General features: G+C 39.0%; 19 protein-coding genes. 8 read left to right on the top strand and 11 right to left on the bottom strand.

What is annotated here, in order from left to right:
• Nucleotides 1-125 precede the first annotated feature (125 nt).
• The 3 genes from D0T53_RS13550 to D0T53_RS05350 all read left to right on the top strand — a co-directional run bounded on the left by D0T53_RS13550 (nt 126) and on the right by D0T53_RS05350 (nt 8,050).
• A complete protein-coding gene (locus D0T53_RS13550; protein WP_370457789.1) occupies nt 126-3,383 on the top strand; it encodes a family 43 glycosylhydrolase in 3,258 nt (1,085 codons plus the stop codon).
• A 27-nt stretch (nt 3,384-3,410) separates the two neighbouring features.
• Nucleotides 3,411-5,582: an alpha-galactosidase gene (locus tag D0T53_RS05355; RefSeq protein WP_163265836.1), complete on the top strand. Its 2,172-nt coding sequence runs from the start codon at nt 3,411-3,413 to the stop codon at nt 5,580-5,582.
• Between the two features lie 182 nt (nt 5,583-5,764).
• Nucleotides 5,765-8,050 carry a glycoside hydrolase family 3 N-terminal domain-containing protein gene (locus D0T53_RS05350; RefSeq protein ID WP_163265834.1) on the top strand — a complete coding sequence of 762 codons (2,286 nt, stop codon included), beginning with the start codon at nt 5,765-5,767 and terminating at the stop codon, nt 8,048-8,050.
• A gap of 74 nt (nt 8,051-8,124) precedes the next feature.
• Here the strand turns inward: D0T53_RS05350 and D0T53_RS05345 are convergent, their stop codons facing one another.
• The 3 genes from D0T53_RS05345 to rsfS all read right to left on the bottom strand — a co-directional run bounded on the left by D0T53_RS05345 (nt 8,125) and on the right by rsfS (nt 11,490).
• Nucleotides 8,125-8,868: a sulfite exporter TauE/SafE family protein gene (locus D0T53_RS05345; protein WP_163265832.1), complete on the bottom strand. Its 744-nt coding sequence runs from the start codon at nt 8,866-8,868 to the stop codon at nt 8,125-8,127.
• A gap of 106 nt (nt 8,869-8,974) precedes the next feature.
• Nucleotides 8,975-11,062 (bottom strand): ATP-dependent zinc metalloprotease FtsH, encoded by a 2,088-nt coding sequence (ftsH, locus tag D0T53_RS05340; RefSeq protein ID WP_163265830.1) that lies wholly within the window; start codon nt 11,060-11,062, stop codon nt 8,975-8,977.
• Between the two features lie 68 nt (nt 11,063-11,130).
• A complete protein-coding gene (gene rsfS, locus D0T53_RS05335; RefSeq protein ID WP_163265828.1) occupies nt 11,131-11,490 on the bottom strand; it encodes a ribosome silencing factor in 360 nt (119 codons plus the stop codon).
• An 88-nt stretch (nt 11,491-11,578) separates the two neighbouring features.
• On the opposite strand from rsfS, the gene miaA reads away from it, so the two are divergent.
• Both miaA and mutL read left to right on the top strand, forming a co-directional pair.
• Nucleotides 11,579-12,490 carry a tRNA (adenosine(37)-N6)-dimethylallyltransferase MiaA gene (miaA, locus tag D0T53_RS05330; RefSeq protein WP_163265826.1) on the top strand — a complete coding sequence of 304 codons (912 nt, stop codon included), beginning with the start codon at nt 11,579-11,581 and terminating at the stop codon, nt 12,488-12,490.
• An 823-nt stretch (nt 12,491-13,313) separates the two neighbouring features.
• Nucleotides 13,314-15,164: a DNA mismatch repair endonuclease MutL gene (gene mutL, locus D0T53_RS05325; RefSeq protein ID WP_163265824.1), complete on the top strand. Its 1,851-nt coding sequence runs from the start codon at nt 13,314-13,316 to the stop codon at nt 15,162-15,164.
• 5 nt (nt 15,165-15,169) lie between these two features.
• Here the strand turns inward: mutL and D0T53_RS05320 are convergent, their stop codons facing one another.
• The 8 genes from D0T53_RS05320 to D0T53_RS05285 form a co-directional block, all read right to left on the bottom strand.
• Nucleotides 15,170-17,287, bottom strand: coding sequence for a S9 family peptidase (locus D0T53_RS05320; RefSeq protein WP_255489395.1), 2,118 nt, complete (start codon nt 17,285-17,287; stop codon nt 15,170-15,172).
• A gap of 203 nt (nt 17,288-17,490) precedes the next feature.
• Nucleotides 17,491-18,171 carry a monofunctional biosynthetic peptidoglycan transglycosylase gene (mtgA, locus tag D0T53_RS05315; protein WP_163265820.1) on the bottom strand — a complete coding sequence of 227 codons (681 nt, stop codon included), beginning with the start codon at nt 18,169-18,171 and terminating at the stop codon, nt 17,491-17,493.
• 10 nt (nt 18,172-18,181) lie between these two features.
• Nucleotides 18,182-19,393 (bottom strand): porin, encoded by a 1,212-nt coding sequence (locus tag D0T53_RS05310; protein WP_163265818.1) that lies wholly within the window; start codon nt 19,391-19,393, stop codon nt 18,182-18,184.
• A 32-nt stretch (nt 19,394-19,425) separates the two neighbouring features.
• Complete coding sequence (locus D0T53_RS05305; protein WP_163265816.1) at nt 19,426-20,181, bottom strand: ABC transporter permease; 756 nt, start codon at nt 20,179-20,181, stop codon at nt 19,426-19,428.
• Nucleotides 20,178-20,903 (bottom strand): ABC transporter ATP-binding protein, encoded by a 726-nt coding sequence (locus D0T53_RS05300; RefSeq protein ID WP_163265814.1) that lies wholly within the window; start codon nt 20,901-20,903, stop codon nt 20,178-20,180. Before D0T53_RS05300 ends, D0T53_RS05305 begins: the two co-directional genes overlap by 4 nt.
• A 15-nt stretch (nt 20,904-20,918) precedes the next feature.
• Complete coding sequence (locus tag D0T53_RS05295; protein WP_163265812.1) at nt 20,919-21,845, bottom strand: ABC transporter substrate-binding protein; 927 nt, start codon at nt 21,843-21,845, stop codon at nt 20,919-20,921.
• A gap of 41 nt (nt 21,846-21,886) precedes the next feature.
• On the bottom strand, nt 21,887-22,330 hold the full coding sequence (locus tag D0T53_RS05290; protein ID WP_163265810.1) for a nucleoside deaminase: 444 nt from the start codon (nt 22,328-22,330) through the stop codon (nt 21,887-21,889).
• A complete protein-coding gene (locus D0T53_RS05285) occupies nt 22,327-22,539 on the bottom strand; it encodes a hypothetical protein (protein ID WP_163265808.1) in 213 nt (70 codons plus the stop codon). Before D0T53_RS05285 ends, D0T53_RS05290 begins: the two co-directional genes overlap by 4 nt.
• 76 nt (nt 22,540-22,615) lie before the next feature.
• Here D0T53_RS05285 and D0T53_RS05280 point away from each other — a divergent pair, with 76 nt between their 5' ends.
• From D0T53_RS05280 to D0T53_RS05270, 3 genes are read left to right on the top strand one after another with little or no spacing between them, the layout of a single operon-like run.
• The gene (locus D0T53_RS05280) at nt 22,616-22,981 is read left to right on the top strand and encodes a YraN family protein (RefSeq protein WP_163265806.1); all 366 of its coding nucleotides are present in this window, start codon (nt 22,616-22,618) and stop codon (nt 22,979-22,981) included.
• 6 nt (nt 22,982-22,987) lie between these two features.
• Complete coding sequence (locus tag D0T53_RS05275; RefSeq protein WP_163265804.1) at nt 22,988-23,362, top strand: MmcQ/YjbR family DNA-binding protein; 375 nt, start codon at nt 22,988-22,990, stop codon at nt 23,360-23,362.
• Nucleotides 23,352-24,083, top strand: a complete 732-nt coding sequence (locus D0T53_RS05270) for a biotin--[acetyl-CoA-carboxylase] ligase (protein ID WP_163265802.1) — start codon at nt 23,352-23,354, stop codon at nt 24,081-24,083. The genes D0T53_RS05275 and D0T53_RS05270 overlap by 11 nt, the downstream gene beginning before the upstream one ends.
• Nucleotides 24,084-24,088: the final 5 nt, after the last annotated feature.

Here is a 24,088-nt window from a genome sequence, read left to right as displayed (position 1 = left end):
ATCTTTCGGCACAACAACCAACCAAATTTAATCGATTAGGGAGTCAGAACGAAAAAGTACAAGATCTATTTCCCGGATCTTTCAGAGCACGCCCTGTGTTAGCTGACTTTACTAATAACGGACACATGGATGTCTTCTACGGAGGACAAGACGTAGGTGGTTCTTCAGGTTGGTATTTACGCACACAAAACAAAGACACCCGTTGGGGCGATCAAGGCGATGGAACATTCGTAAACCCTATTTTAAACGCCGATTACTCCGATCCGGACGTAATTCGTGTAGGCGAAAAATATTATATGATTTGCTCCGATTTTCATTTCATTGGCATACCGGTTCTCGAATCGGACGATATGGTTAACTGGAAAATAATCGGACAAGTATACGATAAATTCGATTTTCCCGAGTATGATAAAAATGAACGCTATGGAGGAGGTTCTTGGGCTCCTGTAATTCGTTACCATGATGGAAAATTCTGGGTATTTTTCTGTAGTCCTCACGAAGGCTTGTTCATGTCTAATGCAACTAACCCCGAAGGTCCATGGTCGCCTCTTCTGAATGTAAAAAACATTTACGGTTGGGAAGACCCATGTCCGTTTTGGGACGACAACGGCGATGCCTATTTAGGCAGAAGCCAACTAGGAGGAGGCCCTATTATTGTACACAAGATGAAACCCGACGGAACTGCATTGTTAGATGAAGGGGTTACCGTTTATGAAGGACCTGTAGCCGAAGGTACTAAGATGTTTAAAAAAGACGGATATTATTACATGAGCATACCCGAAGGAGGTGTTGCTACAGGATGGCAAACAGTATTACGTTCCGAAAACATTTATGGGCCATACGAGCAAAAAATAGTATTGGAGCAAGGCGCAACCAATGTTAATGGCCCTCATCAGGGAGCTTTTGTCGATACTCCAGAAGGAGAATGGTGGTTCTACCATTTCCAATCGAAAGAACCTCTTGGCAGAATAGTACATTTGCAACCAACACGTTGGGAAGACGGATGGCCTGTTGTGGGTGTCGACAAAGATATGAACGGAATAGGCGAACCCGTAAAAGAATGGGCGAAACCTAATATCAATAAAACCGTTGCTATTACAGCACCACAAACCAGCGACGATTTTTCATCGTCACAATTAGCCGTACAATGGCAATTTAACCACAATCCGGTAAATACACATTGGTCGTTAACCGAACGCCCCGGACATTTAACAATAAAAGCACTGAAGGCCAGCAAGCTAAAAGATGCCCGTAATATGTTTACTCAAAAAATGATGGGATTTTTTGGCGAAGCATCTACCGAGATTAATTGTAGTCGGATGACAGAAGGTCAGCGTGCAGGATTAGCTTGCATCGGGAATAAATATAATGCAATAGGTGTTGAACGCAGAAGCTCCGGTAATTTTATATATATAGAATTGGACGGTTCTTCACAACTAATAGTGAAAGTAACAGAGGAAACAGTTTATTTTAAAGCTCTTTTAAACTCAAACAGCAACGAGTTTCAGCTATACTACAGCCTCGATAATGTAACATACACTCCTTGTAAGGATAAGTTCTCGTTAGGATCTGCCGACTGGAAAGGATCGCGTGTAGGGTTGTTTTCATACAACACAAAAAACGAAACAGGCGAAGCCGATTTCAATTGGTTTGATTATAAATGCGACGGGCCCGGTGGTTTCACTTACGAAGAAGATGACAGTCCCAAATATGCCGATTGGCATGTTTGGAACGAAATGGCTACATTGGTTAAAAATAACGGAGACGGAACATTCTCTCTGGTTCAGGAATATGACGCAAATATGCAGGTCACAATTTGGACCAATTCGGTTTTCTTCGATTATGATAATGACGGTAATTTAGATTTACTGGTTGTGGGGAAAGGGGGAGACTGGCGTTTCCCCATGAGCAGTAAATACGCAAAACTATACCGAAATTTAGGAGAAGAGGGCAATTACCTGTTCGAAGAAGTATATAACACAGGCTTTAGGCAAGAATGCGACGAAATGTATTTCAATACAATATCGGTTGGCGACTACGACAACGACGGATACAACGATGTTCTTATTATGTCTTACGATACCGACCGCAGCGTAGACCTGTATAAAAATATGGGAGGGACAGGAAAGTTTGAGATACAAGAGTGTGCCTTACCCAAAGATGGATCGGGAACTCCCGGAAAATTTCGTTCGGCATCAAACGGTTCTGTCATGTTTGGAGACATTAATAACGATGGATGGCTCGATATTTTTTTTACAGGCTATAGCAATGTAGCCGATGGTATCCGTATTTACATGAATATGAAAAACGGAACATTTAAAGACATAACTCCCGACAATATCAAGGGATCTTTTCAAAGCCAATCTGTTCTTGCTGATGTTAACGGCGACGGCACATTAGACGTAATAGTTACAGGACATGGCGATGGCTGGGCACGTTATTCCAGGATATATTACAATACGGTTAATCCAACAACCCAGATGCCCGAATTCACGCTCAAAGAGTCGGATCAAACGGGTATTGTACCAATAAATAAAGCCAATCTTTTATTTGCCGATTTCAACAACGACGGACGTATGGATTTAGTTGTGACCGGATATGACGGAGAGAACGATTTAACAAGGGTTTATTACCAAAACGAAAATCAAAAATTTATTTCTGATACCGGACACTCTATTATTTCGACAAAAGAAGGTGGTATAAATATGGGTGACATCAACGGCGATAACAATATGGACATAATAATTGCCGGCGAAAAAGGATCTAATGCGGGCGACGCTTATGGATCTCCCGTACGCATTTACGAAAATAAACCAACCGAAGCGGGAAGAATAAACAACGAACCTCCAACAGCTCCCCAATCGGTAAAAGCCAGCTTTACGAACGGTTTACTGAAAATAACATGGCAACCGGCAACCGATAATATCACAGCTCAGCAAGCATTGCGTTACAATATATATGTAAAAAATAATACCACTGGAAAAACATGGATGGCAATTCCTGCCGACATAAACACAGGACGCATAAAAGTGGGAACAGACTTGCAAACTGCACTATCTTCGCATGTAAAGGAGTATGTAATGTCATTACCCGACGGAGATTATACCATCGGTGTACAAGCCCTCGATCAATCTTATGCCGGTAGTCCTTTCGCTACAGCCTCGCCAACAGGCATAAATTCAAATAAGACCGATATAAGTTTCAATGTTGAGATAGTGAAAGGAGGACTTATAGTAAAAAGCCCAATGGCATCGGTTGTTAGTATATTTAATACAACGGGAACAATGGTGGCTCAAGGCAGTACAAACGAGCTGATTCCAATAACCAACCAAGGACTCTATGTATTATCAGTAGACGGAAAATCTTCAAAAATAATTCTTTAATTATCAATAAATAAATTTACAAAATTCATGAACAAGTTCAAATTACTCCTTTCCGGAGTATGTCTTTTATTTGGTCTTGCAGCCAATGCTGAAAATTATTTAATTTCCACGCCTAATACTACACTATTTGTAGAAGGAGTAAAAGGTAAACAACTGAATATTCAATATTATGGTTCGCGTATAGAGTCGGCGGACGAAGTGTACGATAGTGGAACCGCATTATGGCAACCGGCTTATCCGGCTTTTGGGCTGGAGTGTACCCGTGAACCGGCTATTCAGGTTACACATGCAGATGGCAACATGTCGTTGGATTTGCTTTTTAATAATGTAGAAAAATCTACAGAAGGTAATGCACAAGTATGGAAATTTGTTCTATCCGACCCTGTTTATCCTTTTCAGGTAAAAGTTTGCTACAAAGCTTTTCAGGATGTAGATGTTATAGAGGCTTGGACTGAGATATCGCACAGCGAGAAAAAACCTGTAACCCTTTATAAATTCGCATCAACCTATATCCCTCTTCGCGATAATAAAAACTGGCTTTCGCACCTGCATGGAACATGGACAGCCGAAGGATATTTATTTGAAGAAGAATTGTTGCCCGGTATTAAGGTTATAAAAAATAAAGATGGGGTACGCAACGGACAAGACGACAATCCATCGTTCATGCTATCGTTCGGTCAAGCTCCGTCCGAAAATAGCGGTGCTGTGTTGGGAGCAACATTAGCATGGAGCGGAAACTATTCTTTAAAGTTCGATACAAACCATTCACGCAAAACTTCCATTATTGCAGGTATCAACGAAGATGCCTCTCAATATGTTCTTATGCCTAAAGAGGTATTCCGCACGCCTGAGCTTGCTATAACCTACAGTATGGAAGGTAAAGGCGGAGTAAGCCGCAATTTTCATCGTTGGGCAAGGAATCATAAATTAGCACATGGTACACAACTACGCGATGTATTGCTCAATAGCTGGGAGGGCGTATACCTTAACGTGAACCAGGAAGTAATGAACGACATGATGTCTGATTTCTCGAAATTAGGTGGCGAATTATTCGTTATGGACGATGGTTGGTTCGGAAACAAATATGCCCGTAAAACCGATTCGTCAGGATTAGGCGACTGGGAAGTTGATGTTGAAAAATTACCCCAAGGTATTGGAGCTTTAATTGCATCGGCTAAAAATAACAATATAAAGTTCGGTATCTGGATTGAACCGGAAATGGTAAACAGCAAAAGCGAATTATACGAAAAACACCCCGACTGGATAATATGCCAAAATAACCGTACCCCTGAGATGGGACGTGGAGGAACACAATTGGTTTTAGATCTTTCAAATCCTAAAGTTCAGGACTTTGTTTTCGGTATAGTTGACGACTTAATGACAAAGTACCCTCAAATATCGTATATAAAATGGGATGCGAATATGAACCTGCACAACTATGGGTCTTACTATCTGCCAAAAGATAAGCAATCGCATTTATATATCGATTATCACAGGGGACTAATAAAAGTGCTTCAACGGATACAAGCAAAATATCCCAATTTAGCTATGCAAGCTTGCGGAGGCGGTGGTGGCCGTACAAACTACGGTGTATTACCATATTTTGATGAGTTTTGGGCAAGTGATAATACAGATGCTTTACAACGTATTTATATACAATGGGGCGTGTCACATTATTATCCCGCCTCTGCTATTGCAGCACACGTAAGTGCCGAAAAAAATCATCAATCGGGAAGAATAGTTCCTCTTAAATATCGATTCGATGTTGCCATGAGCGGAAGATTAGGTATGGAAATGCAGCCTAAAGACATACCCGACAATGAAAAAGATTTTGCCCGTAAAGCATTTGCAACTTATAAAGAGATTCGCCCCATAGTACAACTAGGCGATCAATACAGGCTTATATCGCCATACGAAAGACAAGGCGTAGCATCGTTGATGTATATATCGGAAGATAAAAAAGACGCAGTATTTTTTGCATACCGGATCGAAAATCTTCGCTGTCAACTAACGCCTCCATTTAAAATGCAAGGGCTAGATCCGAACAAGAAATATAAGTTGGAAGAAATAAACTATATTGACAAAAAGCTGAATCAGCACGAAAAAGTGATAAGTGGCAAATACTTGATGGAGCAAGGCGTCAGTCTTAATCTTGGAGACGAATACAGTAGTATGATTATTCGCCTGAAAGAGATTTAATTTTGTATTTATCTATTATTTGGGGGATTATATTCTACTGAATATCAGTATAACAAACTTATAAAAAAACTGTAAGATATGTCAGGTTTTATAAAGATAAGCCTTTCTATACATAACACAGGGGGAAGTTATTCTATTCGAGTAGAATAAAGATTGCTAAATAATGAACCTAATAAAAGAATATGAGAGAAATAAAATTATTGATCGTTTTATGCCTATCAGGACTATTTCTTTTTTCTGCCGATGCGCAAAATAAAAAAGATTTACCTCTTTATAAAAACAAATCGGCTTCGGTTGAGGAACGTGTTGAGGATCTTTTAAAACGCATGACGCTAAAAGAAAAAATACGTCAGCTACAAAATCGCTCAACAAGCGATATTAATAACATTGAGGGTACTTACAATGGTGAGAGTTTTGGTTCTGCCCACGAAATGAGTATGTCTGCTCAGGATGCCGCCAATTTATTCAAAAAAATGAATGAATATATGGCTACAAAAACCCGTTTAGGTATTCCTATACTGACATCGGCTGAGGGTATTCACGGTATCTTGCAGAACGGATGTACTATATTTCCTCAAGCAATAGCGCAAGGCAGTACATTCAACCCCGACTTAATTCGTCAAATGACCGAAGCCGAAGCAAAAGAAGCCCGTGCTATAGGTATTCGTCAGGTTTTGTCTCCGGTACTAGATATTACCAGAGAATTACGCTGGGGGCGTGTTGAAGAAACTTTTGGAGAAGACCCTTATCTGATTTCGGAAATGGCTATCGGCTTTGTCAGAGGTTTTCAAGAGAACGGAGTAGGATGTATGCCCAAGCATTTTGTTGCACATGGCACTCCTACTGGTGGATTAAATGCTGCTTCTGTTCCCGGAGGCGAGCGCGAACTACGCAGTTTGTATACGTATCCATTCGCCCGTGTTATTAAAGAAGCTAATCCTGTTGCAATTATGAGTTGCTATAGTGCTTACGATGGGGTTCCCGTTACCGGATCTTCTTATTACATGACCGACCTCCTGCGTGGAGAACTTGGCTTCAAAGGCTTTGTTTATTCAGACTGGGGTTCTGTCGATCGTCTGAAGACTTTCCATTTCGCGGTTTCTACTAGTCACGAAGCAGCTAAACAAGCACTTATGGCCGGTATCGACATGGATGTTTGGGACTGGGCTTACGACACATTGGAAGAGCAGGTTAAAAATGGCCAATTGGACGAAAGCTACGTAGACCGGGCTGCTCGTCGTGTTCTTACAAGTAAATTTGAATTAGGTTTATTCGACGCTCCTTACGGAAGTTCCGAAAACCTAAGCAAAGTAATACGTAACAAAGATCACGTAAAACTGGCTAAGTTGGTAGCAGACGAAAGTGCTGTTCTGTTAGAAAACAAGAATAATATATTACCGCTGGATATGTCGAAATACAAATCAATAGCTGTAATAGGTCCAAATAGCGACCATGGAATAGCAGGCGACTACGCATGGGTAACCCCCGAAGACAAAGAGTGTGTTTCGTTATACGAAGGCCTTAAAAATGTACTTGGCAAAAAAGCCACTATTAACCAGATAGACGGGTGCGATTGGTGGAGTCAGGATGAATCGGGGATTGCCGACGCTGTAAAAGTTGTAGAAAAAAGCGATTTAGCTGTTATTGCCGTAGGTACACGCAGCTACTGGCTGGGACGGGAAGCCAAATCACATAAGGTAACTTCGGGAGAGGGTTTCGATATATCATCTTTAGATTTACCGGGGAAACAATTAGACCTGATAAAAGCAGCCAAAGCCACAGGAAAACCCATTATTGTTGTATTAATTACAGGTAAGCCACTAGTGCTTTCGTGGGTAAAAGAAAACGCCGATGCAGTATTGGTTCAATTTTACGGAGGCGAACAACAAGGAAATTCTATGGCCGATATTTTAGCCGGAAATGTAAATCCGTCGGGCAAGCTAAATGTATCTTTCCCTCGCAGTACCGGAAACACTCCTTGTTACTATAACTATTACCCAACCGATCGGGAGCAAATATTCGACAAGGGAGGTTCACTTGATGAACCTAACGGACATTATATATTCGAAAAGCCCTATGCTCTATACAACTTTGGATATGGACTTAGCTATACCAACTTCAAGTATGTAGATTGTACTCTGAACGATAGCGTTTTCACCGATAACGGAACCATAAAAGTTACTGTTGAGGTAGAAAATACAGGAAACATGGATGGAAAAGAAGTTATTCAACTATATGTGAGAGATATGATAAGCTCGGTTTCTACACCTATCCAACAACTGAAAGCGTTTAAAAAAGAACTGATAAAATCGGGGGAACGCACAAAAATTCAGTTGGAAGTACCCGTGTCGGAATTGGCTCTGTATAATACCAAAATGCAAAAAGTAGTCGAGCCCGGCGAATTCGAAATTCAGATAGGAGGCTCTTCTGATAATATAGCATTCCGAAAAACGATTGTAGTTAAGTAAAGACTCTTTCTAATATTACTATAATAGCACTGCCTGCCGACAAACTACACTCAGTTTTTGGCAGGCAGATGTGTTTATAGAATACTTTTAACAACGGTACTTACTATTAAAATAAGCCCTATCAGGATAAGTGCAGAATAAACATACTTATAAAATGAACGTCCCTTCAACTTCTTATTAAAATAACGCCCCAGAAATATAGCAGGGAATATTACGATCAAAGAATAAAGAAAGTATTCTACAACTAAAGCCGTAACCATTCCCTTGTATATATACCCTAATAATCCGAGAAGATTGGCAGGTAGAAAATATGCCTGCAAAGTTGCACGAAAATATTGAGCATCCCATCTCCTCATATTTCCATACACAACCAACGGAGGCCCATTAATACCATATGCCCCACCAAAAGCACCCGAAAGAAAACCACAAATAAAAAGCCAGAACTTATTATCTGTTTTCAAATAGAAGGTATTTTTACCGAACAGAGTGTATAGAGAATATAATATGATTAATATTCCTAATGCTATCTTCACATAGAATTCGTTACCATAAAAAAGGATTAGAAGCCCAAACGGAATACCCAATGCCGCAAAAAAGACCAACCATTTTACACTTGAGAAGTATATTTGCTTACGGTCTTGAATTACGATAGTTAAGGCTACTATTATAGACATAAGCACTGTTAATGGAACAGCAATTTCGATCGAAAGAAAAAGGCTCAAGAGAGGCACTGCTATTAATGCTTCACCAAAGCCAAAGGTCGAACGAAACACTGTAGCAATAAATGCTATCAGAAATATATAAACATACAAATCCATAAACAACAAAATCGGAAGATTACCAACACAAAGATATTATATTACAGAAAACTAAAAAAGGTGGCTTTTTAAACCACCTTTTATCTATTATTTTATAATTCAATTCTTATTCTCCTTTATTCTCTTCGTCCTGAATTGATGGAGATTGAGTATTATCTTCTTCGCCAATATTCTCAATTGGATCTTTAGGCTTATCTGCTTCTTCCGAATCGGGAGAAGGTGTTTTGCCTTCTGTCTCGCGAAGAATTTCTTCCGAACGCGATATCCATTGGCGTTCGCCAAATATAATTTTCAAATCGTCAGCATAAATAACCTCCTTTTCGAGCAATATATTTGCCAGTTCATTATGTCCGCCGGTATGTTTTTTCAGAAGCCCCTTTGCTCGTTCATACTGCTCATTTATCATATCCTGAACGGCTTTATCTATAATCAGAGCAGTTTCTTCACTATAAGGTTTTGTAAAGCCATAACCCTGACCCGACGAATCGTAATAACTTATATTAGGAAGCTTATCGCTCAATCCCATATAAGAGATCATTGCATATGCCTGCTTAGTAACCCTCTCAAGGTCGTTTACTGCCCCCGATGATACTTGCCCTATAAACACCTCTTCGGCTGCCCGTCCTCCAAGCAAAGCACACATTTCGTCAAGCATTTGCTCTTTAGTTGTTATCTGACGTTCCTCAGGTAAATACCAAGCGGCTCCTAATGCTTTTCCACGTGGCACTATAGTAACTTTAACCAACGGATTGGCATGTTCTAAAAACCAACTTAATGTTGCATGTCCGGCCTCATGTATAGCAATGGTTTTACGCTCTTCAAACGTTGTAACCTTATTCTTTTTCTCCAATCCTCCGATTATACGGTCTACAGCATTCACAAAGTCCTCTTTGCTTACAACCTTTTTACCTTTACGCGCTGCAATCAGAGCTGCTTCATTACAAACATTTGCAATATCCGCACCTGAAAATCCCGGAGTCTGACGAGCCAAGAACTCAACATCAACCGAATCGTCTATTTTTACAGGTCTTAAATGCACTTTAAATACTTGCTTTCTGTCGTTAAGATCGGGTAAATCTACATTTATTTGACGATCGAAACGTCCGGCACGTAATAATGCTTTATCCAATATATCAACACGGTTTGTTGCCGCAAGAATAATAACACCGCTGTTTGTTCCAAAACCATCCATCTCGGTTAGAAGCTGATTAAGCGTATTTTCACGCTCATCGTTCGACCCAAAATTAGGATTCTTTCCACGTGCGCGACCTATCGCATCTATTTCGTCAATAAATATTATACATGGAGATTTTTCTTTAGCCTGACGGAAAAGGTCTCTAACACGTGATGCACCAACTCCCACAAACATTTCCACAAAGTCGGAACCCGACAACGAGAAGAAAGGCACATCTGCCTCACCTGCAACAGCTTTTGCCAATAAAGTTTTACCTGTTCCCGGAGGGCCTACAAGTAAAGCTCCCTTAGGAATTTTTCCTCCAATTTCGGTATAACGCGAAGGGTTACGTAAGAACTCTACAATTTCCTCAATTTCTTCTTTCGCTTCCGACAAGCCTGCTACATCTTTAAACGTAACCTTAAGATCCGATCCTTTATCATAAAGCTGAGCCTTCGATTTGCCGACGTTAAACACGCCGCCCGAACCGCCCGAACCGCCTCCCGACATACGACGCATTAGGTATATCCAGATACCTATAAGCAGGATGAAAGGCAGGAACGCCAATATACCATCCCACAAATCGGAACCGGGTTCGTAATTTACAGGTATCGCATTCTTCTGAGCCTCACCCGAAGCCGCCGTCCTCTCACTCTCAAGAGTATTCATGAAGTTGTTGAAACTCTCTATCGAAGGAATAGCCACTAGTACAAACGGAGTTTTTCCTACTTTATCGGCATTCTCTTTATATATAGCCTCCACCGAATCGGGACGGATAAAAGCCTCCGCTGTTCCTTTCTTCTTATAAACTACTACTCTCTCGATATAGTTTTCACGAGTGTATTTTTGAAAATCTGTCCACGACACCTCTTTTATTACTGCATCGCCCAGAAAAACATACAGCCCTAAAATAATCATAAGGGCAGCCATATAAATCCAGTACGTACTAAAAGGCATTTTAGGGTTCTTTCCTCCTAAAGGCTTTTGAGGCTGGGGAGATTTTTTATTGTTATTATCCATGAATTTCTTTTAAAGGGGGATTATTTCATTGTTTTGTCTTATAACAAATATATCCGTTTATTGTTGCGCTAGTCAATATCAGGTATCTGTTCCAACTTAGCATCGGCCCACAAATGTTCTATATCGTAAAACTCACGCAACTCGGGAATAAATACATGAACAATAACTGTGCCATAATCAATACCTACCCAACGGGCCTCACGTAAGCCATCGATACTGATAGGACGTTCTTTCTTTTTCTTCTTCAACGCATCTACTATCTCGTCGGCAATAGCCGAAACCTGTGTAGGCGTATTTCCTTCGCAAATAACGAAATATTGGCAGATGCTACCCGGTAGGTCTGACATGTCGACAGTTACAATGTTCTTAGCTTTCTTATCCTGACATGCAGCGATTATGTTATTAACCAAACTCTTTACTTCTTTCATTTTCCTTTAATCTATATTTAGAACTTGCAAAGATAAATTGTTTTTTTTAAAATTAGCCTTTTATTACCGAGTTGTATATCTTTGCCTTATGAATAATTTCGAATTAATAACTATACTTGGGCCAACTGCATCGGGAAAAACGGGCTTTGCCTGCAAACTGGCATACGATTTAAACTCCGAAATAATTAGCGGAGATTCGAGACAGGTTTACAAAACGATGGATATAGGAACAGGTAAAGACCTTGACGATTACACCGTTAACGGCAAGCAAATTCCATATCATCTTATCGACATTTGCGAGGCCGGCGAAAAATACAATATTTACGAATATCAACACGACTTTCACAAAGCATATACCGACATTAAACAGCGAAACATACTCCCTGTATTGTGTGGTGGTTCGGGGCTATATATCGAATCGGTACTCAGAGGGTATTCTTTAGTTAACGTACCCGAGAACAAAAACCTGCGAAAAGAGCTGGAGGGTAAAAGTCTGGAAGAACTTAGTAAAATACTCGGTTCGTACAAACAACTACATAACTCGACCGATATAGACACGGCGCAAAGAGCAATCCGCGCGATAGAAATAGAAGCATACAAAAAGGATAATCCACTTGAACAGAACGAGTATCCTCCAATAAACAGTCTTATTATAGGAATAGACATCGAACGCGAAGCCCGCCGTGCTAAGATAAGTAAACGGCTTAAAGCCCGCTTAGAAGAAGGTATGATAGACGAAGTACGTTCTATACTCGACAAGGGAGTTGCCCCTGAAGACCTCATTTACTACGGTTTGGAATATAAGTATATAACTTTGCATATTCTCGGTAAATTGTCGTATAACGAAATGTATTCGCAGCTTGAGATAGCTATACATCAATTTGCAAAACGCCAGATGACTTGGTTCAGGGGTATGGAAAAACGAGGGCTTACCATTCATTGGCTTGCCTCTTCCCTACCCGATGACGAAAAAACAGACCGGGTAAAATCTCTACTATAATAAAACTTCGACTAATGCCTAAACGTTGCTAACATAGATTTTTATTTTTTTCAGAAACCTTTTTTATATATCATTATTCATACGATAAAAAAAGAAACACAAACGCATACAAAGCCAAATTCGTTATGTATAAATAACATCGGGCTTTATCTATAATATGGAGTAAGTTATCGGGAATCTAACATCCAACATTTTCAAAAAAACAAGAAAAACTGTCAGGTTTTTATAGAATACCTATAACAGAAATTGATAATCCAAATCCAGTTCTGGACAAATAGAGTTTTGTTATAGCCAAACTAAACACCATCTTCGAGTGCATGGTTTCTAAAAATGAAAAAAGTGTCAGGTGTGTCAGGTTTTTTTTATTTAGTCTTTTCAGAGTGTTTTGGGCTAGGGATAATTCTATATTGATAGAATAAATCTATAGCAAGTGTTCTTTAAAATAATACTAATTTACCGTTGTTACTGCGCGTGATCGAAGATCACTTGCATTCCTTTTGCCCTATGCCGCAAAAGGAATCAAAAAGCTGTTTGAGCATAGCCTGACTTTAAAGTCTGCACAAGCTTTTGTGCGAGTTATTTTTTGTTCAGTGAACAAGCTAAATGGCGGGTCGCACAGCAGGTGCAGTCTTGATTTTTTGGTTCGTTTTGCATCAAGGCAAAATGAACGAAGGCAAGCATCGGTAAGATACGCGGCAGTAAATAAGCATAATTTAAAAAAACGATAAATCTGTCAGATGTGTCAGGTTTTGTAAAAAAACAAATTGTTATTATAAGCTACTTTGCAGTATCTTTGTAAAGATTACATAATTTAGAATAACCAATGAGCGATATTATACATTTATTACCCGATTCGATAGCAAACCAAATTGCTGCCGGCGAAGTTATACAGCGCCCGGCTTCGGTTGTAAAAGAATTAGTAGAAAATGCCATAGATGCAGGAGCCGACGACATTCAAATAATAATAAAGGATGCAGGACGCACTCTGATTCAGGTTATTGATAATGGAAAAGGAATGTCGGTAACCGATGCACGACTAGCATTCGAAAGACATGCCACATCAAAAATAAAGTCGGCCGAAGACTTATTCGGGCTTCGTACAATGGGATTCAGAGGAGAAGCCCTCCCTTCTATTGCAGCAATATCGCATGTAGAATTACGTACACGACAAGAAGACGACGAAGTAGGAACACTCATTAGCATTCTGGGATCGAAAGTCGAAAATCAGGAATGTGTTGCATGTCCTAAAGGTTCTAATTTTTCGATAAAGAACATATTTTTTAATGTTCCGGCGCGTCGTAAATTCTTGAAATCGAACGAAACAGAGAAAAAAAACATCTTAACCGAGCTGGAACGTATTGCATTGGTAAACCCTGAAATAAACTTCACTTTCATCGAAAATGATATTGAAGTTCTGAAATATCCACAAACCAGCCTGAAACAACGCATATTAAACGTTATAGGCAAAGGATTCAACCAACAGTTGATACCGATAGAAATAGAAACAACTCTTGCTAAAATAAGAGGCTTTGTTGGTAAACCCGAATCGGCACGAAAGGCAAGGGCACAACAATACTTTTTTGTGAACGGACGCTATATGAGGCATCCTTATTTTGCAAAAGCGGTTACATCGGCATACGAATCATTGATTTCTGTTGGAGAAAATCCTAATTTCTTTATTTATTTTGAGGTTGCCCCCTCTACCATAGATGTAAATATACACCCTACTAAAACCGAAATTAAGTTCGAAAACGAACAGCCTCTTTGGCAAATATTGGCAGCAACAGTAAAATCGGCTCTGGGAAAATCGAACGAAGTTCCTGCTATCGATTTCGATACACAAGATGCAATAGATATACCTATCCATAATCCCGACTTAAACATCAGTCATCCGCAAATAAATATAGACCCTACTTTTAACCCCTTCAAACAATCGGGAAGTAGCGGAGGAGGAAACTCTTCTTACAAGCGTCCGCAAATGAATTGGGAAACATTATATGAGGGTTTCGAAAAAGAAAAAGGTAGCAACAAAGAACAATTCTTTCCTGATAACGAGAACGAGGGAACATCTTTATTCTCGCCTAATACACAAGACGAAAAGTTACACGAATCGCACTCGATACATTATCAATACAAAAACAAATATATAATTACGTCGGTAAAATCGGGTTTAATGTTTATAGACCAGCGCAGAGCGCATGTAAGAATTCTTTTCGACAGATTTTTATATCAAATACAACAAAAGAAAGGTGTTTCGCAACGCGTTTTGTTTCCCGAAATAATAGAGCTTTCGGCTTCGGAAGCCTCTATGGTTCCATACTTAATAGACGATTTTGATGCTGTAGGATTTGATTTAAGTAACCTCGGAAATAACAGCTACGCTATCAATGGTATCCCATCCGAACTGAACAATGTGAATGCTACCGATTTGGTTCGTAATATGATAAACAAAAGTATAGAAAGTGGCAGCGATGTTAAAGACGAGATACAAGAATCGTTAGCCTTATCTATGGCGTACGCCGGAGCAATATCATGTGGATGCAAATTATCGGACGAAGAGATTAACGAAATTGTTGACACTCTCTTTAGCGCCGAAAATCACAAATACACACCTGACGGAAAGATGATAATAAATGTCTTCTCCGATAGCGATATAGACAAGTTATTTAAATAGACTTTTTACTTCAGGAAGTCGTCGAAATAGCGGGTTATATGTTCGTGTAAATGAACACGGTCTTTACCCGTCATGTTATGCCCATGCCCCGGATAAATGAAAAAATCGGGATGCTTACCTGCTTTTATCGAGGCTTTCAAGAACAGAGAACTATGTTGCATAACAACCGTAGGATCTTCATCGCCATGTATAAGTAAAAGACGCCCTTGCAGGTTTCCTGCTTTATTCAGCATACTGGTTTCTTCATAACCGTCTCTATTTTCTGCCGGACTATCCATATAACGCTCTCCATACATTATCTCGTAATAATGCCAATCGGTTACAGGTCCACCCGCAACACCTACTTTAAACGTCTCGGGATGGCGTAACATAAGGTTCAGTGTCATAAATCCGCCATAACTCCACCCATGTACACCAATGCGATTCTCATCAACATACGAAAGCGATTTCAGAAAGTTCACACCCGACATCTGGTCTTGTGTTTCCACAATACCTAACTGACGATGTGTAGCGTTCTCAAAATCGAATCCCCGCCTCAATGTTCCTCTATTATCGAGTGTAAATACCAAGTATCCTTTATTAGCCATATGTATATCCCAACCACGGACTTGCCCCATCCACGAATTTGTCACCATTTGAGAAAAAGGGCCACCATATACATAAACAATCGCAGGATATTTTTTTGTCGGGTCAAAGTTCGTAGGCTTTACCATACGGTAATACAAATCGGTTTGCCCGTCATTTGCTTTTACACTACCCAATGTAATTTCGGGTAGCAATTTATCTCTGTAAGGGCTGGTAGCTTCGAAATAAACATGTGTACTATTTTTACCTGTTTCGGTTATTGCTACTTTTCCCGGATTATATTGCGAACTGTACGAATCGCAAATATATCTCCCCGACTTGCTCAATAAGGCAGTGTGTATCCCTGCGTCTTTCGACAGTTTAGTTGTCTTACCTTTCTTTAAATCCAGACGGTAAATATGTTGCTCGATTGGAGAATCGTGCGACGATATATAATAAACATTTTCGCCTTTTGCATCAAAACCAATAATAGAAAGCACTTCCCAATTACCCGAAGTCAACTGTTTTAATACAGTTCCGTCAACATTATACAAATACATATGATTATATCCGTCACGTTTGCTCAACCAAATAAACTGCAAAGGATTATCGGGCAAAAACATTACAGGATTCTCAGGAATCACATATTTAGGATGGCTCTCTTCGAATAAAACGGCCTCCTGTTTTCCTGTCCGTATATTATAACGCTTCATCAAACAAGTATCTTGTCCCCTGTTTAGCTCGGCAACATAAATGCTCTTTTCATCGGGAGCCCATGCTATATTTGTCAGATACTTTTCTTTGGGTAAGCCCGTTTTCAGAAACACAGTATCTCCTGTTTGTACATTGTAAACTCCAATAGTCACCTGATGGCTTTTCATACCCGCCATCGGATATTTTATGTTATTTAGCTTAGCCACCCGCGCCGACATATCTATTAAAGGATAATCGGTTACCATTGTTTCGTCCATACGGTAAAAAGCCAGATAATTTCCTTTTGGCGACCAAAATGTACCTTTTGTTATACCAAACTCGTTACGATGTACCGCTTGCCCCGAAACAATTCCTTCATTTTTATCTTTAGACAAAGCGAGCTCTTTTCCGTCTGGTTGAACTATAAAAAGATTATTCTCCTTTGTGTATGCCAACCTTCTGCTTTCGATAGAAAAATCGATATTCGCTGCATCGGAAGGTACAGATAACGAAGCCAACACTTTTTTATCGGCAAAATCGTATAAAAGAATTTCGTCTTTTTTATTAAAGCATATAATTGTCGAATCGGGGTAAGGAAAACTAATTTCGGGAATAGACGACAACTCTTTTTGACCTAAAGTTGTAAGCCCGATATTCAATATCTTTTTTGTTATTAGTAATTGAACCTTGTCTTTTTTTGTCAATGGCGCAATCATTATAGAATCGCCTTTCACATAGACAGGTTTATCGCCCCACCATTGTAATTGCGAAGGCATCTTTACCGTGTATTTACTATATGTGCTTCCACCGGGAATCAGGTCGTCTAACGAAAGTAAAGCGTTATTTTCTTGCGAGAATGATTTCATAGAGAATAAAAAACCGACAGTTAACAAAACTGTATACTTAAAAAACTTCATTATAATCTATTGTAAACTATTATTTTAACATTTATGTCCATTCAGGCATAACTCTGACTGTTAGTTATAGCTTTAAAATGTAACATCAAATATTTTATTTATAACAAAGATAACATGTTTAAGTATAACAGAGCCGGAAGATATAATGAAAATCAATCGAATTTAACTGGTTTTATTTTATCCATGAGCGACAAAATCTTATCCTTGCGTTTTAGAATATACCTCGATGGCTTAGCCGAATTAAAACGTCGGGGGTTGGGTAAGGTAGCAGCAATAACAGCCGACTCTTCTTTTGTCAGGTCTTTAGCCGGTTTATTAAAATGGGCCTGTGCTACTGCTTCTGCACCATACACACCTTCTCCCATTTCGATAGAATTAAGATAGACCTCCATTATACGTTTTTTACCCCAAACAAGCTCTATTAGCACAGTATAATAAGCCTCTAAGCCTTTACGGACAAACGAACGTCCATGCCAAAGGAACACATTTTTCGCCGTTTGTTGCGATATAGTACTTGCACCTCTGGCCCGCTTTCCTTCTTCGGCATCCTTACGGGCTATTTCTATTTGTTTGAAATCGAAGCCCGAATGTTCAAGAAACAAATTGTCCTCGGAAGCTACAACCGCCTGAGGTAAATGAGGCGATATATTATCAATAGAAACCCATTTGTGTTGTAATTTAACAGGCTTATCGGTTCTTAGCTGCTCTATTGTCCTTATTACCATTAGCGGAGTTATATAAACAGGTACATATTTTGCCAACACAACCTGCAAAATACTGAACAGGAATAAAAACAGTATAATATTCCGTACCCACTTAAAAATCCGCTTCATTTATCTATATTTAAAATGCGATCTGCATTTGTAGCTGGACTGTATTTTCGCACGAACGCTGACTCCAGTTTTTAGAATAATCGGAGTAAATGTAATTCAATTGCAAGCGGCATTTTTTCCAGAAATAATAGTCCATGCCCGCAACATAATCAAATACTTCGTTATTATTTTTTTTATCGATATTCAGATAATCAACTTTAGCCAACAGTGACAATTTTTGAGGAATAACATAGTATTGGGCCAAGCCATATAGGCCTTCTTTTTTTATACCTCCATCGTTAGCTTTTATCCACTCCGACCGTGCATAAAAACCACCGTTCCTATAATCGCCACTTAACCCCCAACGGTTACGTCCATGCTCCTCGTCTATCTGGTATGTATAAGGATATTTAAAAGGATATACATCCAACACTCTATGCGACGTTCTATATGACGTTTTACCGGCATATAAATTACCGGCAATACGTAAATCTTTTATTGGTTGCACAATTATGTTTCCCGCAAAATCTTTCGTACTGTTATTCTCCCGAACTCCCATACCTGTTCCCTGAAATACACCAGCACCGTATTGTATCAGGTCGTGTGTGCCTATGTTTAACAACGAACCCGAAGCCATAACCCCGACATCGCGCCCTGTATGATTAACAGCAGAACCATCCATCTTACTCCATTGAATAGGATCTCCAGCCATACCTACCAGATAAGATACTGACCGTGTATTACTTATTGTTTCAAGATCGGTTAATGAAAATGGATTTTCTAACGAGAAAGGTATTTTGAACTGACCTGCTCTTAAATTAAAAGCGGTTGAAGGCGTCCATTCTCCATAAAATTCATACAACTGTGGATTAACAAAATCGGCCAGTATAAAATACCTGAAATACTTGTTTAACTGGCCTCTAACTGATATAAATACCACACGGGCATTCATGTCGTGATGCACATTCTCGTACTGATTATACCGATACCAAAACAATCCGTATCCACCAAACTGCATATAAGGAGTATTAAATGCATTCCTTACTTTCTCTACTGTTTGCTCTAACTTTGTAGTGCTACTCTCCTGTTCCGATTCGGAAAGGATTTCTTCAGCCTCCGATTTTGTTAAGATATTTTTCTCTACCAGTTTCTCCAACAACTTGTTATTCGTTTCTTCTTGCGAGAACACAGACACTGTACTATAAAAGGCAAATAACAATACAACAGTAAAAATTTTCTTCATAACACTCTAAAAACAATATATCTAATTATTATCTATAATTTCTTCCATTTACATGTATAGCTCTCAACAATATCCAAGACCAGAAATATAAAAAAACCGGCAAGAGACAATGTGAAAATGCCAAAATACATTTGTATATAATCGAGGCGCATCCACGAATCGGTTATATAAAAGCCCAGACCTTTATCTGTGCCAAACGTCTCGGTAAAGAACAACGCAGACATAGCAATACCCAACGATACACGTAGCGATGATAATATTTCGGGCAAGATAGCAGGAAATGTTATATGTCGCATTCTGTCTATATTACTCGCTTTTAGCGAAATCAGTACACCATAATCATCTTTTGGTATACCTAACACAGCATCGCGAATAGACAAAATAAGCTGAAACACAATAATCAGCACAATAATTATAATCTTAGATGATTCGCCAACACCAAACAAAATCATAACAATAGGCAAAAGTGCTAATTTGGGTATAGGGTAAGTAAAATACAATAAAGGGCCTAACAATCTGTTTACTTTTTTATTATAGCCCATACTCATTCCCAGCAAAACAGCTATCATAAGCGAAATAATCAGCCCGATGCAAACACGCGAAAGGCTAGCCGACAAATGTCCTGCAATATCATTATCCAAAGCCTTACCAAAACCACTATAAACATCAAGTGGCAAAGGCAAAGCTTTTAGCTGCAACAATTCGGCACAAACAAACCATATAATATTGAACAGTACAAAACCGACCAATATATAAATGATATTATCTAACACCGACCGTTTTTTCATACTGTCTCTTCAAATTTTTTGACTATTGTATTTGCCAATTGCATCTTCTCCATATCACTATCAGCAACGCCAAAAGTAGGATTATCAATATTATCAATAAGATTTCGGGAAACCTTACCCATCAGTAAAACATGCCTGCCTATAGAAACTGCTTCCTGAATATTATGTGTTATGAACAAGGTTGTAACTTTATATTTATTCCATATACGGAGGAATAACTTTTGCGATGCAGATGAAGTAAATGCATCGAGTGCCGAAAAAGGCTCATCCATTAATAACAAATCGGGTTGCGAAATAAAAGCACGAGCAAGAGCCACCCGTTGTTTTTGCCCCCCACTCAACTCACGTGGATAACGCTTCAATAAATCTTCAATCTCAAGCGAGTTAAGAATATCAAGAACTTCTGTCTCCTTAACTTTCTTATTTTTATCGAGCATTAATGGCAGGTATATATTATCCTCTACCTTTTTCCAATCTAACAATCCATAATTTTGAGGCACATAACCAACCGATAGCTTTGCATGCTCAATAGGTTCTCCATTATATAAAACATCTCCTATATAGTCCTTTTTTATTCCACATAAAACCTTCAACAAGGTAGATTTTCCGCAGCCTGAAGGACCTATCATCGAATATATTTCGCCTTTATCCAGATTAAGCGAGAAGTTTTTCAACACCTCAGTTTCGTTATATTTTACAGTCAGACTGTTTATTGAGATCATTTGGAAGTTGGTTGCTTACTGAACAAACTGATTGTCTAACAATGAATTTTTATCGAACGACGACTCTATCAATTTACGGGTAGCCAGCCATTCCACAACTTTTTGAATATCGGCATCGGACGGCATTTGTGCTTTTGTATAGTTGGGCAGCACTGCTTTCGATATAGTTTCGTCCGTAAAGCCTAGGTCTTTTATCAATATATCCTTAATATCTTCAACTGTATGCGATTTTAAGTAATCGACACCCATGTTATAGCCTTCGTACATTTTTACAATCATATCCTTCTTGGTATCGATTGAATATTGCGAAAACATGATTCCTGTAATAGAAAAACCTAAATCGGCATTCGAAGTTAACATTTTGTCTCCTGCTTTTTCGGCCATCAAAGCAAACGGGTTAGGCAAACCTGTAGCATCTATTTTTCCATTTCTCAGCATTTCGAACCGAAGAGGAATTTTATTCATCTCTATCTTTTCGATGTCGGAAGCTGTTAATCCAACCGACTGTAAAGCCATATCCACAATATAATCGATAACTGTATTCTGAGAAACTGCAACTTTCGCTCCTTTTAGCTGAGATAAGCTGTCAATTGTGGTATTCGCTCCTGCCACAATGTAAAAGGGAGCATCGCACTTCGATGTTAGCTTAAGATCGAAGCCTCCCGATTTTTGCAAAATAGCACCTGTATAATCAATAACAACTCCATCAACATTTCCACTCTGAAATGCTGCGTCACGCTCGTTAGCCGAATAAAATTTATGTATCTTTATTCTTAGACCCAACTTATCGAAATAACCTTCTCTGCCTGCAACAGCCAAAGGGAGGTAATCCATTGACGACATTACACCTAAATTCAGCACTTCTGTATTTTTCTTATCCGAATTACACGAATATTGCAACAACACAGAAAAAAAGATGAGTATAATGTAAATTTTTCTCATATAGTTTATCTATTAGTAAACAAGAATATCAAATAATTTTTTCAGCGTTTTCCTTTGAAAAAATTTTGCATAATAGCCGCACATTCTTTTTCCAAAACGCCTCCTATTATCTGAGTTTTGGGATGTAACGACTTTGGCGCAATAAAAGAATAACCTCTTTTTTCGTCCTTCGTTCCATAAACGATCCTTGATATCTGTGACCACCCTAATGCACCTGCGCACATAGGACAGGGTTCTACTGTAACATACAGCGTACAGTCTTTCAAATACTTGCCACCCAACACATTTGCAGCAGCCGTAATAGCCTGCATTTCGGCATGAGCCGTCACATCGTTTAATACCTCAACCAGATTGTGTGCACGAGCTATAATCCGTCCTTGAGAAACAATTACGGCGCCAATAGGCACTTCGTCCCTATCGAAAGCCTGCTGAGCCTCTTTTAGAGCCTGCTTCATATAAAACTCATCGTTAAGGATATCGTTCATCGACGCATTTCATTTTCTCCAAACAAAGTGGGGTAATCCTGATCCAGATTTTTCAGAATATGAGCAATAACCGTTTCACGTAACCACCGCGACTTATTCGAAATCTTGTACTTCTTTATATATGAAGCCACAAGATTGTATTCTTCTTCACTCAACGAAAAAGAAACTTGTTTATCACGAATTATCGTATTCTTTTTTTTCTGGCTCATTACCCGCAAAATTAGAAAGAAAAGTTCTATTTTTACCTCCCTTGATGACATTTTATAATGTAAAGCGGTCAAAATTATGGCAAATCACAACAATCTTGGATATCAGGGAGAAAATGCGGCTGTAATTTACTTACAGAACAAAGGGTTTACCATTTTGAAGAGGAATTGGCGACATCGCAGAATTGAAATAGATATTATAGCAACCGACCAATTGTCACTTATTTTTATAGAGGTTAAAACACGTAAATCCGCCAGATGGGGAAACCCCGAAGATGCAGTAACAGATATAAAAATAAGACGAATGGTAGATGCTGCCGACTTTTATGCCAACGAATATAATATTGATATGCCAATACGATTTGATATAATATCAATTTTACAAGAAGGAACAGATTATCAGATAACACATTTCGAGGATGCATTTTTAGCCCCTTTAAACTAAACTGTTATGAATATTGAAGAGTTAAGGGAGTATTGTTTATCAGTAAAGGGAGCGAACGAAAGTTTTCCGTTCGACGAAACAGTACTCGTTTTTAAAGTTATGAATAAAATGTTTGCCTACACTTCGATAGACCCATCAGAGGATGGTTTTTGGGTTAGTGTAAAATGCGACCCCGAAAAAGCTATCGATCTGCGCGAACGATACACAGCTGTTATTCCGGGAATTCATGCTAACAAAAAGTTGTGGAATTCTATTAATCAGGAAGGCGATATGTCCGACATTGAGATAAAACAATGGATCGATCACTCGGTAGAAGAAGTTATAAACAAACTACCTAAAAAACAGCAGGAAATTTATAAGAATATGGCAAATGAAGAATGATTATATTTATTTGCAGGAAGTTAATTCTACGAGTACTTACCTTAAAGGATTATCGGTCTCAGAAACCGACTTACAAGAAGGAACTGTTGTATATACAGATTTTCAAACATCGGGAAAAGGCCAGCAAGGTAACTCGTGGGAATCGGAAAAGCGGAAAAATATTTTATTCAGCATCCTGCTTTATCCCAAACACGTTAAACCGTCCGAGCCTTTTATCCTATCACAACTTATAGCGGTTGCCATCAGAAGAACTCTGAACAAATATGTCGGCAATATATCGATTAAATGGCCTAACGACATTTACTGGAATGATAAGAAAATATGCGGAACTCTTTTAGAAAATAGCTTTGTCGGCAATTCTGTATCACAATCGGTCATAGGCATAGGCATAAACATTAATCAGGAAAGCTTTGTCGGAAGTGCCCCTAATCCTGTATCGCTAAAACAAGTCACAGGGATTGAGTTCGACATAATGAAAATTTTGCATGAGGTTGTGGATAATATAGCAAAACTATACGAACAATCTAAGAGCAATTCTCAGCCTATCGTCGATGAATACAAGCAACATTTATATAGAGGCAAAGGGACTTTCCCTTTTTGCGACAAAGACGGTTCTTTTATGGCACAAATAGAAGATATAGAACCTTCGGGAATGCTGGTTTTAAAAACAGATAAAAACAACATACACAGATATGCCTTTAAAGAAGTAAAGTATCTTTAGAGTTC

It is taken from the genome of Dysgonomonas sp. 216 (genome assembly GCF_010501065.1).
Lineage (GTDB): Bacteria > Bacteroidota > Bacteroidia > Bacteroidales > Dysgonomonadaceae > QVMM01.
The sequence above is the reverse complement of the archived record's forward strand: the minus strand, read 5'-3'. Positions and strand labels throughout refer to the sequence as shown.